The following is a 17,392-nucleotide window of genomic DNA, read 5'->3' as shown; positions in this document are numbered from 1 at the left end:
GTATGGACCTGACTCTCATCGGCACCGTCACCGCGAATCTCAAGCCGCCCATCATGATCGGGCCCGGCCCCTACGGTGTGCGGATGTTCGTCGAGATCCTCGACGGCGTGCTCGAGGGCGCGCCCGGGGTGTCCGCCGTCGAGGCCATCACCGGCAAGGTGCTCTCCGGTGGCGGCGATTGGGCGCTGATCGGCGCCGACGGCTATGTGCGGTTGGACGTCCGGGTGCAGTTCCAGACTTCCGACGGCGCCGCCATCTACGCGTCGTTCCCCGGTCTGATCGAGATGAACGACAAGGTGCAGCGCGCGTTCACCGAGGGCACCGGGACGGATTTCGACGATCAGTACTTCCGGGTGACCCCGCAATTGGAGACCGGCGATTCGGCGCTGTCCTGGGTCAATCACACGGCCTTCCTCGGCGAGGGGCGCTTCATCGATGGATTCGGTTTGCAGTACAACATGTACCGGGTGGGCTGACCGATCGTGACAGCAGTGAGGGCAGACGCGGTCGTGGTCGAGGACCTCGTCGTCGACCGCGGTCGCAGACCGGTACTGAAAGGCCTGTCGTTCACCGTGCCCGCGGGCACGGTGACCGGGCTGCTCGGGCCGAGCGGTTGCGGGAAGACCACGCTGATCAGGTCCGTGGTAGGTGTGCAGCACATCAAGGCCGGTTCCGTCACGGTGCTCGGTCAGCCGAGCGGGAGCGCCGCGCTGCGCGCCGAGATCGGCTACGTGACCCAATCGCCCTCGGTGTACAGCGATCTCACCGTCAGGCAGAACGTGCGCTATTTCGGCGCCGTGTACGGCGTGCCGCGCCGGGCCGTGGACGAGACCATCGCGAATGTCGGATTGTCCTCCCACGCACATCAATTGGTTGATCAGCTCTCCGGTGGGCAACAGGCCAGGGTGTCGCTGGCGTGCGCGCTGGTCGCCGAGCCCGAGGTGCTGGTGCTCGACGAGCCGACCGTCGGATTGGACCCGGTGCTTCGGCGCGATCTGTGGGAGCATTTCCGCGCACTGGCGGCGGCGGGCACGACACTGCTGGTCTCGAGCCACGTCATGGACGAGGCCGACCGGTGCGATCGACTGCTGCTGATGCGCGAGGGCAGATTGCTCGCCGATCAGACCCCCGACGAACTGCGCGCGGCGACCAGCACCACGAACCTGGAAGAAGCGTTCCTGGAACTGGTGCTCGCCACCGAGCGCGCGACGGACCCCGACGCCGCCGCGCTGGCCTCGACCTCGACGGACCCCACGGCACAGGAGGCCTGACCCATGTCGCTGCGACTCACCGGTTGGACGGCGTTGCGGGTGCTCAATCAGTTGCGTCACGATCGACGCACCATCGCGCTGATCCTGGTGGTGCCGAGTGTGTTGTTGACACTGCTGCGTTTCGTCTTCGACGACCGGCCCGACATCTTCGACCAGGTCGGCCTGCTGCTGCTCGGGATCTTCCCGTTCGTGTCGATGTTCCTGATCACCAGCGTCGCGATGCTGCGCGAACGAACCACCGGCACGCTGGAGCGATTGCTGAGCATGCCGATGAACAAGCTGGACCTGCTGCTCGGTTACGGCATCGCGTTCGCCGCGGTCGCCATGGTTCAGGCCACCGTCGCGGCCACCGTGGCCTACCGGTTGCTCGGATTGCAGACCCAGGGGCGAATGTCGGTGGTGCTGCTGATCGTCGTGTCGACGGCGGTACTCGGTTCCTCGACCGGACTGTTCACCAGCGCGTTCGCTCGCACCGAATTCCAGGCGCTGCAATTCGCGCCCTCGGTGATCATTCCGCAGCTGCTGCTGTGCGGACTGATCTGGCCGAGAGAGGAGATGGCCGGGGTGTTGCAGGCGGCGAGCAATGTGGTGCCACTGCGCTACGCGGCCGAGGCGCTCGGTGAGGTCGGCACCTACCCGCTGCCGACGAATCTGCTCTGGCGCGATCTCGCCATCGTGCTTGCGTTCGGTTTCACGCTTCTCGCGCTCGGCGCGGTCACGCTGCGTCGCCGATCCCATTGACCCGCACCACGATCCGATGAGGTAGTTCGATGGTCACCGCACTCAGCATCGCGCGGCGCTCGGTCCCCGCGCCGAAGATGAACGACATGAAGTTCGTGACCCGTGGCTTCCCGGTGTCGGCGAACGAGGTGAGCAGGCGGTACGAAGGTGTGTCGCGGGCCGTGCTGGAAGGTTTCGAATACGGGGCCGACATCGCCGACCCGGACGAGGTCGCCCGCAGACTGGAATGGGTCGACCCGTTCTACCGCAGCCTGGCCTACGAAGGCGCGATCGCGGCCATGACGTTGCGGGATCTGCTCTCGCCGCGCCGGACCCGCTACGCCGAGAATTTCGTTCGAGGACACGGCGAACCGCATTCGCTGATGGCCTACGTCGGATTCGGCCTGGTCATGTCGAGGGTGCCCCGATTCACCTGGCAGCGGTTCCTCCCGCGGTTCGACTCCAATCCGCTGGTCGGCTACCTGAGCTGGCTCGCGGTCGACGGGTACGCGTTCGACCGCGCCTTCTTCGATCCGCAGACCTGGATCATCGAGCGCAGGCGCGCGCCACGTCGACGGTGGGAGGGTGCGCCGGAATACTTTCCCCGTGCTTTCGACCAGGGCGTCGGCCGGGCGATGTCGTTCTATCACGGTGGCGATTTCGAGGCGATCGCCGCGACCGCCAACACCTTCGAAGACGACCGGCGCGGCGATGTGTGGAGCGGTGTCGGGGCGGCGGCGGCCTACCTGGGCGGTCCGTCGCACGCCGAACTGGAGAAGCTGATCCAGGCGGCAGGCGCGTACGCGCCCGACCTCGCCGTCGGCGCGGTGATGGCGGTCAAGGCCCGCGACTACGCCGGGTACGTGCCGGACAACACCGATCTCGCGGCGCGTGTCGTCTGCGGGGGCACGGTCGCCGAGATCTCCGCGCTGGCCGACGCCGCCGCCGAGCCACCGGAGGAACCGGTGGATATGCCCGACTACGAACTCTGGCGCACCCGCATCCGGGCGCGCTTCGCCGACGTCACGGTGAGGCAGGGATGAACGCCGAATCCACCCGGCTCGTGGGCGAGCAGCGGGTCCACCATGATCGGCCCGCCGCGGATTTCGTGGTCGACCGGCCGCCGTTGGAGACCTTCGGCGTCCGCGAGGCGATCCGTGTCGTCACCATCGGTCTCGTACTCGGCGCGATGATCGCGCGCAGGCTGTGCGGGTGGTTCGCATCGGGTCTGCGTCGCGGCGTCGAGCGGCAGACTCGGCGCGAAGTACTGGCCCACGGGGTCGTCGACGGGTTCGAACGGCTCGGCCCGATGTTCGTCAAACTCGGACAGTTGATCGCGTCGTCCTCCGGGGCGTTCCCGCGCGAACTGTCCGACGCGTGTCTGCGCTGCCTCGACGACGTGCGCCCCTTTCCCGCGAGCCGGGCGCGGCGCATCGTCGAAGCGGATCTCGGTCGCCCGATCACCGAGGTGTTCCTCGAATTCGACGACACCCCGCTGTCGGCCGCCTCGGTCGCGCAGGTGCACGCGTGCGTCCTCGCCGACGGCCGTGACGCCGTGGTCAAGGTGCAGCGTCCCGGGATCGCTCGCCGGATGATGATCGACCTGCGTTCCGCGCTCGTGCTGGCCCGACTGCTGGAGAAGCGATTCGAACCCGCCAGGATCGCCAATGCCGTCGGCGTGGTGCGCGACCTCTACGAGGTGACGGTCACCGAGTTGAACTTCCTGGTCGAAGCGCGGAACCAGAGTCGCATCCGGGAGAATCTCGGCGCGTTCGGGGACAACACCGAAGTCGTCGTCCCCGAGGTCTATTGGGAATTCTGCGGTCCGAAGACGATCTGTATGCAGCGGTTGCGCGGTGTGCCGCTGGATCGCTTCGACGTCGTCGGCGCGGCGCACGCCGATTCGGAGATGCTGATCCGGCGACTGGTGAAGGTCTGGTTGGAGGGCGTCACCGTGCACGGGCTGTTCCACGGCGACGTGCACGCGGGAAATCTGTGGCTGCTCGACGACGGCAGGCTGGCGATGCTCGACTTCGGCATCGTCGGGACCATGACCCCGCAGTGGCGCGGAATGGTGCGCGCGATGTTCTACGCCAGTGCCTTCGACGGCGACTTCACCCCCGTCGCGTCCGCACTGCGCGAACTGAACCTGTTCGCCGAGCAGAGCACCGACGATTCCGCGATCGGCAGACAGTTGGCCATCGTGCTCGGCCCCATCCTGTCCGGTGAACTCGCGCGCCTCGACCTCAAGATGATCACCTCCGCGCTGCTCGATTTCGGTAAGCGGCGCGGAGTCGCGGGCCCCGAACAGCTCATCCTGATGGGCAAACAGCTCGGCTACTTCGAGCGATACGCCATCGCGCTCGCCCCCGGCTGGCAGCTCGGCAACGACCTGTACCTGCTGCGCAACGTCTTCCCCGCCGAGGTCGCCGCCCGGGTCGAGCAGCAGGGTATTCAGCTGCCGGACAACTGATCACGGGCTTATGGGTCGATACGGAACCCCTCGGAGGTTTCGGACGAAGGTGTGAATCTCACCGCTTGGCGTAGTCGGCGAAACCTTGCCAGTCGATCATGACGCAGGGTTCGTCGCCGACGATCCAGGCGTCGTGGCCGGGTGGGGCGATCATGAAATCGCCGGGGCCGTATTCCTGTTTCTCGCCGTCGTCCATTACCACGACCATGTGTCCGGAGACGCAGTAGCCGATATGGGAGGACTGGCAGCTGTCGGTCTGTGCGATCGGCTTGACGTGCGTCGACCACCGCCAGCCCGGTTCGAAAACCGCTCGGCCCACCGCGCCCGCTTCGAGGTTGACGAGGTCGAGTTTGCCTTTGCCGTCTTCGAACGTGCGGGTTTCCTCGGGTGCGTCGAAATTCTTCCGTACCAAAGCAGACATGATTCTTCTCCTGGGAGTGCCTTCCCCCGTTTCGGATCTGATCCGCGTCGTTGTGGACCGAATGCGGTCGCTGTTCGTGCCGTCGGCTTCCGAGCTCGGTCGATCGGCGGGATCGGGCCGCTCGCCGCTGACGGTGCTGTCGGGAACCGCGCTCTCGATCAGCTATGTGATGCGCATCACATGATACTCAGTGGGGGTTGTCAGCGGCAAGATCGTCGGCCGGGCCGGGAATTCAGTTGTTGTCGGGCCCGTGGAAGCCGTTGCGTCCACCGACCCGCACCGCGGCGTAGTACGCGGTGACCTCGGCCATGCACTGGGACAGGGGTTGCAGCCGGTAGGCCTCGACGCACGACTCGGTCATATCCGCTCGGAACCAGTCGTCGCACTGGAGCCTGCTCGCCCAGTAGGTCGGGACGCCGTCGCGAGGGAATCCCTCGTAGCAGCCGTCGTGGTGTTTGCACGCGTGATTGAAGGCGGGCTCCTGGGGAATGTTCAGCGGCATCGAGCACGCCAGCTCGTCGGAAGGGTGCGCTTTCCACGCGTGCGGCCCGTCGTTCGACGGAAGCGCGCTCCCCCCGGTCGTGTGCGCCGAGGCGGGTGCCGTCGGCAGCAGACACGTCAGCATCGCGGCCGGAATCACCAGCAGTCCCACACGCCTCATCGGTCCTCGCCTTCGCGCCCGGGTGGTCGACATCGATATCGTGGGCCACATCCGAGTGACCGATCCTATCCGTACACCTACTCCGGTCCGCGGTCGCGGGCGCGGCGGCGAAACCGTGGCGGACCTCGGGAATCGACACGGTTCGCAGAGCGGGGCGCAACCGTGACAATGGTTCGGTGCCATCGAATTCTGTTCCCCGACTGCTCGACGACGCGACGCTGGAACTGTCGTCGGTGGTCGCGAACAACGCGATGAACCGCCGCCGCGGACTGTCGGGTGTCAACAGCTACGAGCGCGACCTCGGGTTCGATCCCTACGCGCATCTCGCCGATCGCCTGAACGACGGGTCCGCTGTCACCTGGATCGATCTGTGTTGCGGTTCGGGACGGGCGATGCTCGAGGCCGAGGACCGCTTCGAGCGAGAATTTCCCGACGCCGATGTCACCCTGGTCGGCATCGATCTCGTCGACCATTTCCACGCGCCCGCGCGGACCGCGCGTCTGCGGCTGATCGCGGCCTCCGTGGCCGAATGGCGACCCGACGGGCCCGCGGATCTGGTCACCTGCGTGCACGGGCTGCACTACATCGGCGACAAACTGGCCCTGCTGTCGGCGATGGCGCGGTGGACGACGCCGACCGGGTCGTTCGCCGCGCATTTCGACCCGCAGTCGATCCGGCACGGCGACGGATCATCGGCGGCACGTCGGGTGATGGCCGAATTCCGTCGTGCGGGAGTGGATTACGACCGTCGCCGCCATCGCGTATCGGCCGGGGGGCCGCGAACCTTGTCCTTTCCCGCCGCCTACCTCGGTGCCGACGACACCGCGGGCCCCGGCTACACGGGCCAGCCCGCCGTCGCCTCGTATTACGACTGGCACGCATCCGAATAGTGCTGTCACGTAAGCATTCTCAATGCCGGTATGGGTGTCCTGCGCCGACCGACTCGTATTCCACGACCTCCCGCGCCGCGCGTTCACCCGAGCGGACCGCACCGTCGACCCACCCGCACATCACGGCGGAACTCTCGGTGCCCGCCCAGTGGATACGCCCGCACGGGGGACGCAGCGCGTGGCCGAACTGTGTGAGTACCCCGGTCGGTGCGTGACTGAGCATCCCGCCGCCGGAGAAGCGTTCGGCACTCCAATCCTGTTCGACGTAATCGACTGGCAGCCGGGCCTTTTCGCCGAACCGTTCGACGAGGCCGTCGAGTATCGCCGTTCTGCGCTGGTCCGCGTCGAGACGGCCGAGTCGACGTGCGACGGGCCCCTCGGTGATGACGCACATGATCCCCGGGTTCCCGGTGTCGGTGCAGGCGTCGATGGTGATGGTCGCGGGCGCGCCGGGCGCGGCCGACTGTCCCGACAGCCCGGCGGCGCGCCAGAACGGTTCGTCGTAGACCACGGCGGTCTTGATGATCGCGCCGCTCGGCATCCGCTGGTGTAGGAAGGACCGGTCGGCCGGGAGCATCGGGTCGTAGTGGATCTGGCTCGCGATGGCCAAGGGGACCGCCACGATCACCCGTCGGGCGCGGACGATCGAATCGTCGGAGCGCACCGTCACGCCGTCGTCGTCCTGGCTGATCCGGCGTACGGGTTGCGAGAGCCGGATCGACGCGCCGAGTTCGGCGGCCATCGGCCCGGAGATCGCGCCCATGCCGCCGACGGGCCGGGAGTCCTGGGCGCCTCCTTCGACCCCGAGCACGAAATTCGGGCCACCGCCCGACGCCATCTGATACAGCACGAAGAGCAGCGAGACCTCGGAGGCGGCGCTGGTGTAGCAGCCCGCGATCGCCGTGTCGAGTAGTTCGTGCGCGGGTGCGGAGGCGATATTGCTGTCGAGCCACTGCGCGAGGCTGACGCGATCCCATTCCTCGGCACTGTGCGCCGTCCACGGCGTCTCGAGCGGAATCGATTTGCACATGTAGCCGAGCTCGAACAATGCCGCGCCGAGGTTCATCGCCGCCCAGGTGCTCATCGTCCACGGAACGGTGCCCCGGTAGCGGTGCTGTTTGCCGTCGACCAGCATCATGGCCTCGCCGTCGGTGTACTGCTTGTAGCTCGGTACGCCGAATTCGCTCATCAGGGCCCGGATACGGTCCTGTCCCGGCCCGACCCATGCGCCGCCGCGGTCGATCCAGGATCCGTCGGGACGCGTTTCGGTGAACGTGCGCCCGCCCACCCGGTCGCGGGCTTCGAGCAATGTCACGGATCGGCCCGCCTGCGCGAGCCGCAAGGCCGCCGTCAATCCGGCGAACCCCCCACCGACTACGCAATAGTCGACGTCTGTCATGGTGCGCCGCCCTCGATGTCGAAGTGTCGCGCTGGGCTGACATGCGGCCGGGCGCGTGGTGCGCGGCTGCCCTTCGACAGGTGCCGCGATTCGCCTTCGATCAGGCTGGAGCGTCGAAATACCCGGCAATTCTATAGCAATTCGCCAGTGGCGTCAGGCGCGCAGAGCGTCGAGCACCAGTTCGGAATAGCGTCGCCACTGGGCCGGATCGCGGATGTCGAGGTCGAGCAGTACCCGGGCGTAGCCGCCGACCAGGACGTGGATGTCCAGGACGGTGACGTCCGGACGTAGCGCGCCCTGTCGCTGCGCGGCCGCGATCATCCTGGCGAAATGGTGGGAGGCCTGGTCGCGGTCGCTCGGTCGCTGGGTGTGGGGCAGCGTTTCGGCGAAGGAACGGTCGGCGGCCAGTTTGTCGGACAGGTCGCGCAGGAGGTCGCGTAGCGCGGTGAACGCGTCGTCATCGGTGGCGGCGGCCCGCTCGATGCGTTCGTTCATCCAGGTGAGGTGGTGATTCGCGACGGCGGCGATCAGATCGGTCTTGGTGGGGTAGCTGCGGTAGACGGTGGCCTTGCCGACCCCGGCCCGGGCGGCGACTTCGGGCACCGTGGCCTCCAGGCCCCGCTCGGCGAACACGGCGAGCGCGGCCGCGGTGACCTGCTCGTGGTTGCGGCGGGCATCGGCCCTTCGATCGGACCAGTCCTGCTGTTCGTGCGGGTGCGCTGGAGGCATGTGCTCAGTGTGTCGTGCCCGCCGAGGACGCGACACTCCGGTCGATGGACGGGGCATCGGGGTCGGCGGCGACCGGGGCGCGCCGGGCGCGCGGGATCAGCACCGCGGCCACGGCGGCGACGGTGACGCCCGCGGACGCGATCCAGAACGCCTGGCTGTAGGCGTGGTCGGTCGGGACGCGCTGCCCCGCCGTCATGCTGGCCGCGAGCAGCGTGGTGACGATCTGCGAGCCCAGTGAGGAGCCGACCGAGCGGATCAGATTGTTCACACCGTTGCCCTGGCCGAGCATGTCCTGCGGAACGGCCTCCATGATGAGGTTCGGCACCGCGGCCATACCCATGCCGATACCGCCGAGCACCACCATCGACCAGATCAGCACCGAGGTCTGGGTGCCGTGTGCCACGGCGAGCGCCGCGAGGCCGCCCGCCGCGATCAGCGCGCCACCGGTCAGCGGGACCTTCGGGCCGAGGAAGGTGGTCAGACGTCCGGACAGCCCGCCCGCGACCAGCATCGTCAGGCAGGCGGGCAGCAGGAGCAGGCCCGCGCCGGTGGCGTTCATGCCGAAGCCGTAGCCGACGGCCTCCGGGGTCTGGGCGAGTTGTGGGATGAGCATGAACGCGCCGAACATGCCGAAGCCGAACAGCAGGGTGGTGATGTTGGTGCCGAGGACGGCGGGGCGGCCCAGGACGCGCATGTCCACCAGTGGATCGGTGGTGCGGCGCTCGACGAATACGAAGACGGCCAGCACGATCAGTCCGAAGGCGATGAGGCCGAGTGTGCGTTCGTCACCCCAACCCCAGGTCGAGGTGCGGGTCAGTGCGAACAGGGGGGCGACGAGGCCGATGGCGAGCAGGCCGACGCCGACGAAGTCCAGTCGTGCTGGCGCGCCGCCGGTGTCGGCGGGCAGTCGGAGCGCGCCGAACGCGGCGATGAGGGCCATCGCGGCCCCGATCCAGAAGATCCAATGCCAGGAGGCGTGGTCGAGCAGCAGGCCGCCCATCAGCAGTCCCGCGCCCGCGCCGATACCGGCGATGGCCGCGACCAGGCCGAGGGCGACCGGTCGGCGGTCGGGATCGAACCAGTCGCCGATGAGTCCGAGGCACAGCGGGATGATGCCGCCGCCGGCGCCTTGGAGTGCTCGCGCGGCGACCAGGATCCAGATGTTGGGTGCGAGCGCGGCGGCCACGCTGCCGAGGGCGAACAGCACGAGCACGATGACCAGCATGCGGCGTTTGCCGTATATGTCGCCGAGGCGGCCGAGGACCGGCGTCAGCACCGCGGCCGCGAGCAGATAGCCGCTCATCACCCAGGACACATCGGTCACCGAGGCGTTCAGGGATTCGGCCAGTGCGCCCATCCCGGGAACGACCGCGGTCTGAGCGATCGAGAACGCGGCGGTCGCGAGCACCAGGACCGGCATGCTCGCGGCGCCCGACGCCTGCTTGATCTTGTTCATCGGTCTCCACCTATTTCGCAGACACATGGAAGTGGACCCTCGGGTCCGCTTATGCACCGTACAATAAGTGGACTTCAGGGTCCACTTCAAGCGGAGGTGGTTACCGCGGAGGTGATCGACGTCGACGGCTCAGCGGCCGAAGGTCCGGGCGGTGGCCAGGGTGGTGAGGCGGTTGTCGTTGCCGGTGTCGCGCAGTTCCACCCGGCCGAGGCCCTCGTGCAGGCGGGCCGAGGCGATGACCGGGCCGACCCTGGCGCCGAGCAGATAGCGCAGCCCCAGGAAGCTGAGGCTGTCGCCGGGGGCGAGGGAGAGCACGGCTTCCTCGGCGGCCAGGGCGATGAGTCCGCCGTTGATCGTGTCGGAGGCGTTCAACGCCTCGATCGAATGCGGCAGCAGCACCGTTCCCGGGCTGACGCGTTCGCAGCGGGCCCGCTCGGCCAGCGGCACGGGGAGTCGGTCCGGCGTCGGGGGGAGTTCGATGCTCAGTTTCGGCGGCAGATGGATGTCCGGGTTCGGGGCGACCATGAAGGACGCGGCCCCGACGGCGATCGGATCACCGTCGACGGTGAATTCGAATTCGGCGACGAAAACCGAGCGTCCGACCTTGACGACCTTGCCGACGGCGTGCACCGTGCCCGCGCTGGGGGCGGGGCGATACAGGTTGACGTCGAGTTCGAGCGTCACCGGGACGCGCGGGCCCATCACCAGCGAGGCCAGTAGACCGGCGACGGTATCGGCCCAGGTCGCCAGGACCGAGGTGCGCAGGACGTCGGTGCCGGGTGCATGCATCTCGGGGGTGATCTCCGCGGTGCCGTGGAGTTCGTCGCCCACCCGCCGGGTCACGAAAGCCAGTTCGCGGATGATCTGTCCGCGTTGCCTGTCCAGGCTGCTCGGCACGCTCGTCACGGTGTCTCCTCTTGGTCGGGCGCGCACGCGGGGGCGACCTGTGTGACCGCATGCTGTGGAAATGACATTCTCCTTATTGAGAATCTACCTTTCAAAGTTAGCACTACCTAACCCCCTGTGGGGCGATCCGGCCGGGTGACGGCGAACACAAGAAATTTTCGCCAGGAGTGTCGATCCGGCGCGTGTCCCGTTCGACCCAGGTATGAGAGGGTCCGAAAGGGACCCGGACAACCAGGGAGAAAACGATGAAATTCATGCTGGTGATGCGCGCGACCGACGAAGGCTACGCTCGCATGGCGAATACGGACTTCAACGAGATGCTCGAGACGATGGGCCGGTTCAACGACGAGCTGATCCGAGCCGGAGTGCTGGTCGCCGCCGAGGGGCTCGACGACGCCGCCGAGGGCGTGGTCGTGGACTACTCCTCGGAGACGCCGGTGGTGACCGACGGCCCGTACGGCGAGGCCAAGGAGTTGTTCGGCGGGTTCTACATCCTCGAGGTGGCATCCAAGGAAGAGGCCGTCGAATGGGCCAAGCGTATTCCGGGCGCCGGTGCCGGCTACAAGACCGAGATCCGACGAGTGCCGTCGATCGATGAATTTCCGCAGGACAACATCTGGATCCAGAAAGAACGGGCCTGGCGCGAGGCCACCGGCCAACTCTGAGCGGAGGGCCGGGGATGGGTGAGCCGACCGGCCGCGAGGCGGTCGCCGCCGTGTGGCGGATCGAATCGGCCCGGATCGTCGGTGCGCTGGCCCGCTACACCGGCGATTTCGCGTTGGCCGAGGATCTCGCGCAGGAGGCGCTGGCGGAGGCGCTGGTCACCTGGCCGCGCGAGGGGACGCCGCGCAATCCCTCGGGTTGGCTGCTCACCGTCGGCCGTCGCCGGGCGATCGACGCCTACCGTCGCCGTTCCGCGCTCGACGACAGGTACGCCGCCCTCGCCCGTGACCTGGGCGAGGGCGGCGTCCTCGCGGGCAGCGACCCCGTGCCGCCGGACCGGTCCGGCGACGAGGTGCTGTGGGATCCGGACCAGATCGATGACGATGTCCTCGCCCTGATGTTCATCTCCTGCCATCCCGTGCTCTCGCGCGAGGCGAGGGTGGCGCTCACCCTGCGCGTGGTCGGCGGCCTGACCAGCGACGAGATCGCCAAGGCGTTCCTGGTCCCCACCGCGACCGTGCAGGCCAGGATCACCAGGGCGAAGAAGACGCTCGGGGCCGCGCGGGTGCCGTTCGAAGTGCCCGATGCCGAGGAGCGCGCCACCCGGCTCGGTTCGGTGCTCAGCGTGGTCTATCTGATCTTCACCGAGGGCTCGTCGGCCAGTTCCGGCCGCGCGCTGATCAGGTTCGACCTGGCGGGCGAGGCGCAGCGCCTCGCCCGCGTGCTGGCCCGGTTGATGCCGAACGAACCCGAGGCGCAGGCGCTGTCTGCGCTGCTGGAACTGACCGCGGCGCGCTTCCCCGCGCGCACCGGCCCCGACGGCGACCCGGTGCTGCTCGAACAGCAGGACCGCCGCCGCTGGGATCGGGCCGCCATCGCCAGGGGCAGGGCCGCGCTGGTCCGCGCCGAGAAGGTCGGCAGGGGATTGGGCGCGTACGGTCTGCAAGCCGCGATCGCCGAATGTCACGCGGTGGCAGAGTCGGTCGACGACACGAACTGGGAGCGGATCGTGCTGCTCTACGAGGCGCTGGGGCGGCTCGCGCCGTCACCGGTGGTCGATCTGAATCGCGCGGTGGCGGTCTCGATGGCGCGTGGGCCGGGCGCGGCGCTGTCGATCGTGGACGAACTCGTCGCGGGCGGGACGCTGTCGCAGTCGCATCTGCTGCCCAGTGTCCGCGGGGAATTGCTCACCCGGCTCGGCCGCGTCGACGAGGCCGCGTTCGAATTCGAGCGCGGGATCGAGTTGTGTGGGAACGAGCGTGAGCGGGTGGTCCTGCGGCGCAAACTCGCCGACCTCGGATGAGCGGGACGGGGTGTCCGCGGCGCGCGAGGGATCAGTCGGTCGCGTCGTCGTCGCGATCGGCGTTCGCCGTGCCCGACACCCGGATCACCCCGGCGTCGAGGTCGAGTTCGACACGGGGCCGGTGCAGCTCACCGTCGCCGGACTGGCTGCTCTCGTCGGTCAGCTTCTTGCCCGGCAACATCTCTCCGAAAACGCCCACCACGCCACGATAGCGCGCGCGGCGCACCGGTCCGGGGACATCCGAGGACCGGACCGAGGTGTCCGGAACAGGTCGATCAGACGGGGACGGCGGGAATCACGGGACCACCTCGACCACGTCGCCCGGGGACAAATGGTTGTAGGTCGCTTCGGCGCCTTCGGGCGTCATCCGTATGCACCCGTGTGACTTGTGTTCGACAGGCCCGATATGGGTGGCGATATCGCCGTTGAAGAACACCGCGAAATGCATGGGCGCGTGGTGCATGGTGCTCCAGTGGTAGAGCCGTTTGAACGCGACGCGGAAGACGCCGGGCGGCGTCTCGTATCCGGGCATTCCGTGCGAGATCGGGCTCGGTCCGTAGACGACCCGGCCCTCCTCCATCAGCCACGCTTCGTTGGTCGCCAGTCGCAGGCAGGCGCGCGCGCTCGTGCCGCACGGCGCGACGGTGGGGATCAGCGCGGGTAGACCCGGGACGTTCGGACCGCCCGGCCACAGCGGGTCGGCCTGCGCGGGTATCGCCATCGTCAGCCCGGCCGCCGCGACGGTCGCGGCGAGTACGCGTCCGGCGGTGCGCCGACGGGAACGAGGTGTGCTCATGGCATTCGACCTCCTTGTCGCGGCCCGTGCCCGCGCGGTTCACTGCCGCTGTCTGATGCTGAACCAGCCCTCCATGAAGGCGTGGTAGCGGCAGTAGAACGGGTGCGAGCCGATTTCGACGGGCGCCTTGAATGTGATGGTCTGTCCGGCTTCGACCTGTTTGTCGAAGAGTCCGGGGCGTCTGCTGGTGACGCTATGCCTGACCTGGTCGTGGTTGACCACGGTGACGACCGCGCCGGGAGTGATCGTGGGCAGATCGCTGTAGGTGAGATCGTCGATGGTGATGGTGACGGCGGGATTCGGCGCGGGCCCCGGGGGCGGAAGCGCGATCGGCGTGTCGTCGGAGGAATCGCACGCGGTGATCAGGGCCAGCACGGCGATTCCGCTCAGCGCGCACCCGAAGACCGAACGAACTCCGGCCCGGCGAAAAGGTAGTGGCACGACGGCCTCCTGGCGCGCGCTCCGATCCTGGAATCCCATGATAAATCCGCGACGGAATATATTCGGTCGAATTATGGGGGATATTTCATAAACTCCGTCACCGAAATCGAGGCGCACGGAAAAGGCCGTGGCACAAGACGCCACGGCCGTTTCGTTACCGGATCGACGTCATTCGACGACTTCCACGATATCGCCGGGGGACAGGTGGTTGTAGGTTCTCTCGGCGCCTTCCGGCGTCATTCTGATGCACCCGTGCGACTGTTCTTCGATCGGACCGATGTGGGTCGCGATATCACCGTTGAAGAAGACCGCCCACTTCATCGGGGCATTGTGCATCGTGCTCCAGTGGTCGGCCTTCTTGAAATCCACGTCGAATCTGCCGGGAGGTGTCTCGAAACCCGGCCTGCCGTGGGAGATCGGGGTCGGGCCGTAGGTCACCTTCCCGTCCTCCATCAGCCAGCCCTCGTTGGTGGACAGCCGCAGGCAGAACCGTGTGTCGGCCGAACACGGCGCGTACACCGGCGCCGGTGGGGGCGGTGGGACGATCGCGGGCACACCCGGGATGTCCGGGCCGCCCGGCCACAGCGGTTCGGCCTGCGCCGTCGCGGTGAGAGTGAATCCGGCCGCCGCGATACCGGCGACCGCGACGAATTTCGCGGCCCGTGCACGTAGATTTTTGATGCTCATTTTCAACCCCTTTTCCCGCTGACCTTGTGTCGCTTTGCGAGGGCGATGCGTCTACTACATCGCCGAGTGCAGAGGATCGTCTCGGAAAATCGACGATCGGGTGCGTATCCAAGGCGGGACAATTAGTTGCGCATCGTGTGTGGGATTTTATCGGTTGAAAGTGTCCGCCCAGTTGATTTTCCGAAGAAACGAGTTGTCGACGTGGAATTCTCGATTCCCGCCCGAAACGGGCGTGATGCCGGTATGGTTGCCGCACTGAGTTCGAGGAGGTTCCCGATGCAACGTCGCATCTCGGTACACGCGCTGTGGCGCCACATCCGCCGCGGACTGCTCCTGTACGGCGCGAGCGTCGGCGGCTCGATGTACTGCTACCAGGAGTCGGTACGCGAAGAAGCCGAGGCCAAGGCGTGGGATTGGTCGATCCCGAACCAGTGGTACGACATGGCTCATCGGGACTGAGATCCCGACTCCTCCGGGCCCGTCCGCGGCCGCGATCCGGCCGTCAGCGTTGTCGCGCGGTGGTTTCGCGGCACAGCACGTGGGAGCGGGGCACGGTGTCCGGCAGTTCGACCTCGGCCACGAGTTCGTAGCCCGCGGCCCGGTAGAAACCGAGGTTCGCTGGGTTGGTCGTCTCCACATGGGTGGGCAGTCGGCAGGTATCGCTACAGGCGATGCCGTAATCGAGCAGCGCCCGGCCGTGGCCTCTGCCCCGGGCCCGCGCGGTCGTGGCGATCGCCAGTAGATGCCAGTGCGGTCGCTCGGGTGCCCGCCACTCCCCGGCTTCGCGGACCTCGCGGGCGCGGACACGGGGCGGCATCTGTTCTCTTTTCGCTACGGCCGAACGACTGTGGAATCACAGACGTTTCATTATTCGGTCGATGACGTCGTAGCGCTTCCCACGCCCCCGGATACGTCCCGATTGCGACTTCGGGCGATAAACCGGCCCCCCGCTTGTCTTTTGCCGCAATCGCCGCAGATTTCCCCGGTACGCGCCGTCGTCGCGGACCGGTGTATGCGGCATGCGGAGATCCGCTCCGGGATCGTGTACCTTTCGCTCACCGTCCACGATGCCCGGCGGGAGCAGGTCGGCCCGATTGGTCGACTCTGCCCGTACGCGGCGCGTTTCCCGGTCGAAGCGGGGGAGACCCCCGAAACTTCGCCCAGGTAAGTGGGGGGTTCGAAACGCGTAACCGGTGATTGTTCCAGCTCGATGTCGCAGTTGACCAGTTCGACCGGCGGAGGACGTTGTGAATCATGTGGTGAGACTGGCGGTGCCGCTCTTCACGGCCCTGCTGATACTGGGCGGGGTCGCGGGTGTCGCCACGGGGGCCCCCGACGGATTGAAGCACTGTGAGGTCAGCTCGGGCCGGGTTCCCGAGACCGCCTCGCCCGACGAGGTCGGCATCGATTCGGCGGCACTGACGGCAGCCGTGGCCTTCGCCTCGGATCCGACGCGCAGGAATGTGCAGGTATTCCGCAACAACTGTCTCATCGCGACGGGACCGCACAACGCCGAAACCGGTGGTGAGCCCTGGAACATGTGGAGCGTGACCAAGAGCGTGGTCGCCATGGTCGCCGGCATCGCGGTCGACCAGGGCAGGCTCGGTCTCGACGATCCGATCGGGAACCACCTGCCCGCCGGGCTCGGCGACCGAGCGCACCGGGAGATCACGGTGCGCAGTCTGCTCACCGAATCGTCCGGAATGCAGGTGGCGGTCGCGTCGGAGGGCGTCACCGGACTGGTGCAGCTCGATCCGAATGTGGTCGCCCAGGCCATGGCCATGCCGATCGAACATCCGCAGGGCACCGTCTGGCAGTACAGCCAGCGTGCCGTCGACCTGCTCGCCTACGTGGTCCAGCAGGCGGTCGGCGAGGATTTCCAGGCCTTCGCGCAGCGGAACCTGTTCTCGCCCCTGGGGATCGAGCAGGCCGACTATCACTGGGGAAGGGACCGCAGCGGCAACACCTACGGCTACGCCCACCTGCTCCTGCCACCCGACGATTTCGTCAAACTCGGACTGCTGGTGCTCGGCAAGGGCGCGTGGGGCGATCGGCAGATCATCTCGGCCGAATACCTCACCCAGGCCACGACGCCGACGCTGCCCAATCCGTGCTACGGATTCCTCTTCGTGGTCAACGGACCCGGCTGTGAACCGCTGTTCCCCGGCCTGCCCGCCGACGCGGTGCAGATGTCGGGCATGCTGCGCCAGGACGTCTTCATCGTGCCGAGTCTCGGCCTGGTGATCAGCTGGACGGGCGTCACCGTGCCCGGCGGGTCCGTCAGCTTCCCGCACGACGTCCTGCGCACCACGGCGGCGGCCTTCCTCGAGCCGCGCCTGGCCGACCCCGGCCCGTATGTTCCGCGTGAGGACATCAGCGTCATGGATCCGTCGATCTCGAATCCGACGGCCACCCTCGCGGCCTTCGGCATCGGTCCCTCCGCCTATCCGGGATGCGGCCCGGTGACCTGTCTGGGCAAACCGCTCGGTCCGCCGATCGCCGACTGGCCGCCCGGATGCTTCATCCTCGGCTGTGTCGGCACCGACCCGGAGACGCCGGGAATCCACTAGCCGATC

At 67.6% G+C, this 17,392-nt stretch carries 22 protein-coding genes; 11 read left to right on the top strand and 11 right to left on the bottom strand.

The annotated features are described in order from the left end of the window. The first annotated feature begins 2 nt into the window (after nucleotides 1-2). From DAT37_RS29955 to DAT37_RS29935, 5 genes are read left to right on the top strand one after another with little or no spacing between them, the layout of a single operon-like run. Nucleotides 3-476: a DUF3237 domain-containing protein gene (locus DAT37_RS29955; RefSeq protein ID WP_109528224.1), complete on the top strand. Its 474-nt coding sequence runs from the start codon at nucleotides 3-5 to the stop codon at nucleotides 474-476. Between the two features lie 6 nt (nucleotides 477-482). Beyond that, entirely contained in the window at nucleotides 483-1,271 is a 789-nt protein-coding gene (locus DAT37_RS29950; protein ID WP_232840078.1) for an ABC transporter ATP-binding protein, read from the top strand. A 3-nt stretch (nucleotides 1,272-1,274) separates the two neighbouring features. Further along, complete coding sequence (locus DAT37_RS29945; protein WP_109528222.1) at nucleotides 1,275-2,012, top strand: ABC transporter permease; 738 nt, start codon at nucleotides 1,275-1,277, stop codon at nucleotides 2,010-2,012. A 29-nt stretch (nucleotides 2,013-2,041) separates the two neighbouring features. Continuing rightward, on the top strand, nucleotides 2,042-3,034 hold the full coding sequence (locus DAT37_RS29940; protein ID WP_109528221.1) for a DUF1702 family protein: 993 nt from the start codon (nucleotides 2,042-2,044) through the stop codon (nucleotides 3,032-3,034). After that, the gene (locus DAT37_RS29935) at nucleotides 3,031-4,464 is read left to right on the top strand and encodes an ABC1 kinase family protein (RefSeq protein ID WP_109528220.1); all 1,434 of its coding nucleotides are present in this window, start codon (nucleotides 3,031-3,033) and stop codon (nucleotides 4,462-4,464) included. The genes DAT37_RS29940 and DAT37_RS29935 overlap by 4 nt, the downstream gene beginning before the upstream one ends. Nucleotides 4,465-4,522: 58 nt before the next feature. Here the strand turns inward: DAT37_RS29935 and DAT37_RS29930 are convergent, their stop codons facing one another. Continuing rightward, nucleotides 4,523-4,885 (bottom strand): cupin domain-containing protein, encoded by a 363-nt coding sequence (locus DAT37_RS29930; protein ID WP_109528219.1) that lies wholly within the window; start codon nucleotides 4,883-4,885, stop codon nucleotides 4,523-4,525. Here DAT37_RS29930 and DAT37_RS29925 point away from each other — a divergent pair. Then, complete coding sequence (locus DAT37_RS29925; RefSeq protein WP_109528218.1) at nucleotides 4,884-5,069, top strand: hypothetical protein; 186 nt, start codon at nucleotides 4,884-4,886, stop codon at nucleotides 5,067-5,069. The two genes, DAT37_RS29930 and DAT37_RS29925, sit on opposite strands and share 2 nt — an antisense overlap. Nucleotides 5,070-5,117: 48 nt before the next feature. Here the strand turns inward: DAT37_RS29925 and DAT37_RS29920 are convergent, their stop codons facing one another. Beyond that, nucleotides 5,118-5,546 (bottom strand): phospholipase A2, encoded by a 429-nt coding sequence (locus DAT37_RS29920; RefSeq protein ID WP_157978775.1) that lies wholly within the window; start codon nucleotides 5,544-5,546, stop codon nucleotides 5,118-5,120. Between the two features lie 176 nt (nucleotides 5,547-5,722). Between DAT37_RS29920 and DAT37_RS29915 the strand changes: the two genes are divergently transcribed. Next, a complete protein-coding gene (locus DAT37_RS29915) occupies nucleotides 5,723-6,436 on the top strand; it encodes a class I SAM-dependent methyltransferase (RefSeq protein ID WP_232840077.1) in 714 nt (237 codons plus the stop codon). 19 nt (nucleotides 6,437-6,455) lie between these two features. Here DAT37_RS29915 and DAT37_RS29910 read toward each other — a convergent pair whose 3' ends face one another. The 4 genes from DAT37_RS29910 to DAT37_RS29895 form a co-directional block, all read right to left on the bottom strand. Continuing rightward, nucleotides 6,456-7,835, bottom strand: coding sequence for a flavin monoamine oxidase family protein (locus DAT37_RS29910; protein WP_109528216.1), 1,380 nt, complete (start codon nucleotides 7,833-7,835; stop codon nucleotides 6,456-6,458). A gap of 153 nt (nucleotides 7,836-7,988) precedes the next feature. Next, nucleotides 7,989-8,564, bottom strand: a complete 576-nt coding sequence (locus DAT37_RS29905) for a TetR/AcrR family transcriptional regulator (protein WP_109528215.1) — start codon at nucleotides 8,562-8,564, stop codon at nucleotides 7,989-7,991. A gap of 4 nt (nucleotides 8,565-8,568) precedes the next feature. Next, nucleotides 8,569-10,020 carry an MFS transporter gene (locus tag DAT37_RS29900; protein ID WP_109528214.1) on the bottom strand — a complete coding sequence of 484 codons (1,452 nt, stop codon included), beginning with the start codon at nucleotides 10,018-10,020 and terminating at the stop codon, nucleotides 8,569-8,571. A 129-nt stretch (nucleotides 10,021-10,149) separates the two neighbouring features. Further along, complete coding sequence (locus tag DAT37_RS29895; RefSeq protein ID WP_109528213.1) at nucleotides 10,150-10,926, bottom strand: PaaI family thioesterase; 777 nt, start codon at nucleotides 10,924-10,926, stop codon at nucleotides 10,150-10,152. 245 nt (nucleotides 10,927-11,171) lie between these two features. Between DAT37_RS29895 and DAT37_RS29890 the strand changes: the two genes are divergently transcribed. Beyond that, nucleotides 11,172-11,591 carry a YciI family protein gene (locus DAT37_RS29890; RefSeq protein ID WP_109528212.1) on the top strand — a complete coding sequence of 140 codons (420 nt, stop codon included), beginning with the start codon at nucleotides 11,172-11,174 and terminating at the stop codon, nucleotides 11,589-11,591. Nucleotides 11,592-11,605: 14 nt separating this feature from the next. Next, complete coding sequence (locus tag DAT37_RS29885) at nucleotides 11,606-12,892, top strand: RNA polymerase sigma factor (RefSeq protein WP_109528211.1); 1,287 nt, start codon at nucleotides 11,606-11,608, stop codon at nucleotides 12,890-12,892. Between the two features lie 31 nt (nucleotides 12,893-12,923). On the opposite strand, the gene DAT37_RS45050 is transcribed toward DAT37_RS29885, so the two are convergent. The 4 genes from DAT37_RS45050 to DAT37_RS29865 all read right to left on the bottom strand — a co-directional run bounded on the left by DAT37_RS45050 (nucleotide 12,924) and on the right by DAT37_RS29865 (nucleotide 14,816). Beyond that, nucleotides 12,924-13,091 carry a hypothetical protein gene (locus DAT37_RS45050; protein ID WP_198654499.1) on the bottom strand — a complete coding sequence of 56 codons (168 nt, stop codon included), beginning with the start codon at nucleotides 13,089-13,091 and terminating at the stop codon, nucleotides 12,924-12,926. Nucleotides 13,092-13,187: 96 nt separating this feature from the next. Continuing rightward, nucleotides 13,188-13,688, bottom strand: a complete 501-nt coding sequence (locus tag DAT37_RS29875) for a L,D-transpeptidase (protein WP_109528209.1) — start codon at nucleotides 13,686-13,688, stop codon at nucleotides 13,188-13,190. A gap of 39 nt (nucleotides 13,689-13,727) precedes the next feature. After that, nucleotides 13,728-14,168, bottom strand: coding sequence for a cupredoxin domain-containing protein (locus DAT37_RS29870; protein ID WP_109528208.1), 441 nt, complete (start codon nucleotides 14,166-14,168; stop codon nucleotides 13,728-13,730). 129 nt (nucleotides 14,169-14,297) lie between these two features. Next, nucleotides 14,298-14,816: a L,D-transpeptidase gene (locus DAT37_RS29865; protein WP_109528207.1), complete on the bottom strand. Its 519-nt coding sequence runs from the start codon at nucleotides 14,814-14,816 to the stop codon at nucleotides 14,298-14,300. Between the two features lie 276 nt (nucleotides 14,817-15,092). Here DAT37_RS29865 and DAT37_RS29860 point away from each other — a divergent pair, with 276 nt between their 5' ends. After that, nucleotides 15,093-15,275, top strand: coding sequence for a hypothetical protein (locus DAT37_RS29860; protein WP_109528206.1), 183 nt, complete (start codon nucleotides 15,093-15,095; stop codon nucleotides 15,273-15,275). A 43-nt stretch (nucleotides 15,276-15,318) separates the two neighbouring features. On the opposite strand, the gene DAT37_RS29855 is transcribed toward DAT37_RS29860, so the two are convergent. Continuing rightward, the gene (locus DAT37_RS29855; RefSeq protein WP_109528205.1) at nucleotides 15,319-15,633 is read right to left on the bottom strand and encodes a GNAT family N-acetyltransferase; all 315 of its coding nucleotides are present in this window, start codon (nucleotides 15,631-15,633) and stop codon (nucleotides 15,319-15,321) included. 430 nt (nucleotides 15,634-16,063) lie between these two features. Between DAT37_RS29855 and DAT37_RS29850 the strand changes: the two genes are divergently transcribed. After that, the gene (locus DAT37_RS29850; RefSeq protein ID WP_232840076.1) at nucleotides 16,064-17,386 is read left to right on the top strand and encodes a serine hydrolase domain-containing protein; all 1,323 of its coding nucleotides are present in this window, start codon (nucleotides 16,064-16,066) and stop codon (nucleotides 17,384-17,386) included. The last annotated feature ends 6 nt before the right edge of the window (nucleotides 17,387-17,392 follow it).

This window comes from Nocardia aurea (assembly GCF_003123685.1).
GTDB lineage: Bacteria > Actinomycetota > Actinomycetes > Mycobacteriales > Mycobacteriaceae > Nocardia > Nocardia aurea.
This window is presented reverse-complemented; position numbering and strand designations above follow the sequence as displayed.

Bases quoted from the DNA above. Each gene is read 5' to 3' on its own strand.
- DAT37_RS29955 (WP_109528224.1), top strand. From the start codon at position 3: ATGGACCTGACTCTCATCGGCACCGTCACCGCGAATCTCAAGCCGCCC.
- DAT37_RS29945 (WP_109528222.1), top strand. From the start codon at position 1,275: ATGTCGCTGCGACTCACCGGTTGGACGGCGTTGCGGGTGCTCAATCAG.
- DAT37_RS29940 (WP_109528221.1), top strand. From the start codon at position 2,042: ATGGTCACCGCACTCAGCATCGCGCGGCGCTCGGTCCCCGCGCCGAAG.
- DAT37_RS29935 (WP_109528220.1), top strand. From the start codon at position 3,031: ATGAACGCCGAATCCACCCGGCTCGTGGGCGAGCAGCGGGTCCACCAT.
- DAT37_RS29925 (WP_109528218.1), top strand. From the start codon at position 4,884: ATGATTCTTCTCCTGGGAGTGCCTTCCCCCGTTTCGGATCTGATCCGC.
- DAT37_RS29930 (WP_109528219.1), bottom strand. From the start codon at position 4,885: ATGTCTGCTTTGGTACGGAAGAATTTCGACGCACCCGAGGAAACCCGC.
- DAT37_RS29920 (WP_157978775.1), bottom strand. From the start codon at position 5,546: ATGAGGCGTGTGGGACTGCTGGTGATTCCGGCCGCGATGCTGACGTGT.
- DAT37_RS29910 (WP_109528216.1), bottom strand. From the start codon at position 7,835: ATGACAGACGTCGACTATTGCGTAGTCGGTGGGGGGTTCGCCGGATTG.
- DAT37_RS29905 (WP_109528215.1), bottom strand. From the start codon at position 8,564: ATGCCTCCAGCGCACCCGCACGAACAGCAGGACTGGTCCGATCGAAGG.
- DAT37_RS29900 (WP_109528214.1), bottom strand. From the start codon at position 10,020: ATGAACAAGATCAAGCAGGCGTCGGGCGCCGCGAGCATGCCGGTCCTG.
- DAT37_RS29890 (WP_109528212.1), top strand. From the start codon at position 11,172: ATGAAATTCATGCTGGTGATGCGCGCGACCGACGAAGGCTACGCTCGC.
- DAT37_RS29885 (WP_109528211.1), top strand. From the start codon at position 11,606: ATGGGTGAGCCGACCGGCCGCGAGGCGGTCGCCGCCGTGTGGCGGATC.
- DAT37_RS29875 (WP_109528209.1), bottom strand. From the start codon at position 13,688: ATGAGCACACCTCGTTCCCGTCGGCGCACCGCCGGACGCGTACTCGCC.
- DAT37_RS29870 (WP_109528208.1), bottom strand. From the start codon at position 14,168: ATGGGATTCCAGGATCGGAGCGCGCGCCAGGAGGCCGTCGTGCCACTA.
- DAT37_RS29865 (WP_109528207.1), bottom strand. From the start codon at position 14,816: ATGAGCATCAAAAATCTACGTGCACGGGCCGCGAAATTCGTCGCGGTC.
- DAT37_RS29860 (WP_109528206.1), top strand. From the start codon at position 15,093: ATGCAACGTCGCATCTCGGTACACGCGCTGTGGCGCCACATCCGCCGC.
- DAT37_RS29855 (WP_109528205.1), bottom strand. From the start codon at position 15,633: ATGCCGCCCCGTGTCCGCGCCCGCGAGGTCCGCGAAGCCGGGGAGTGG.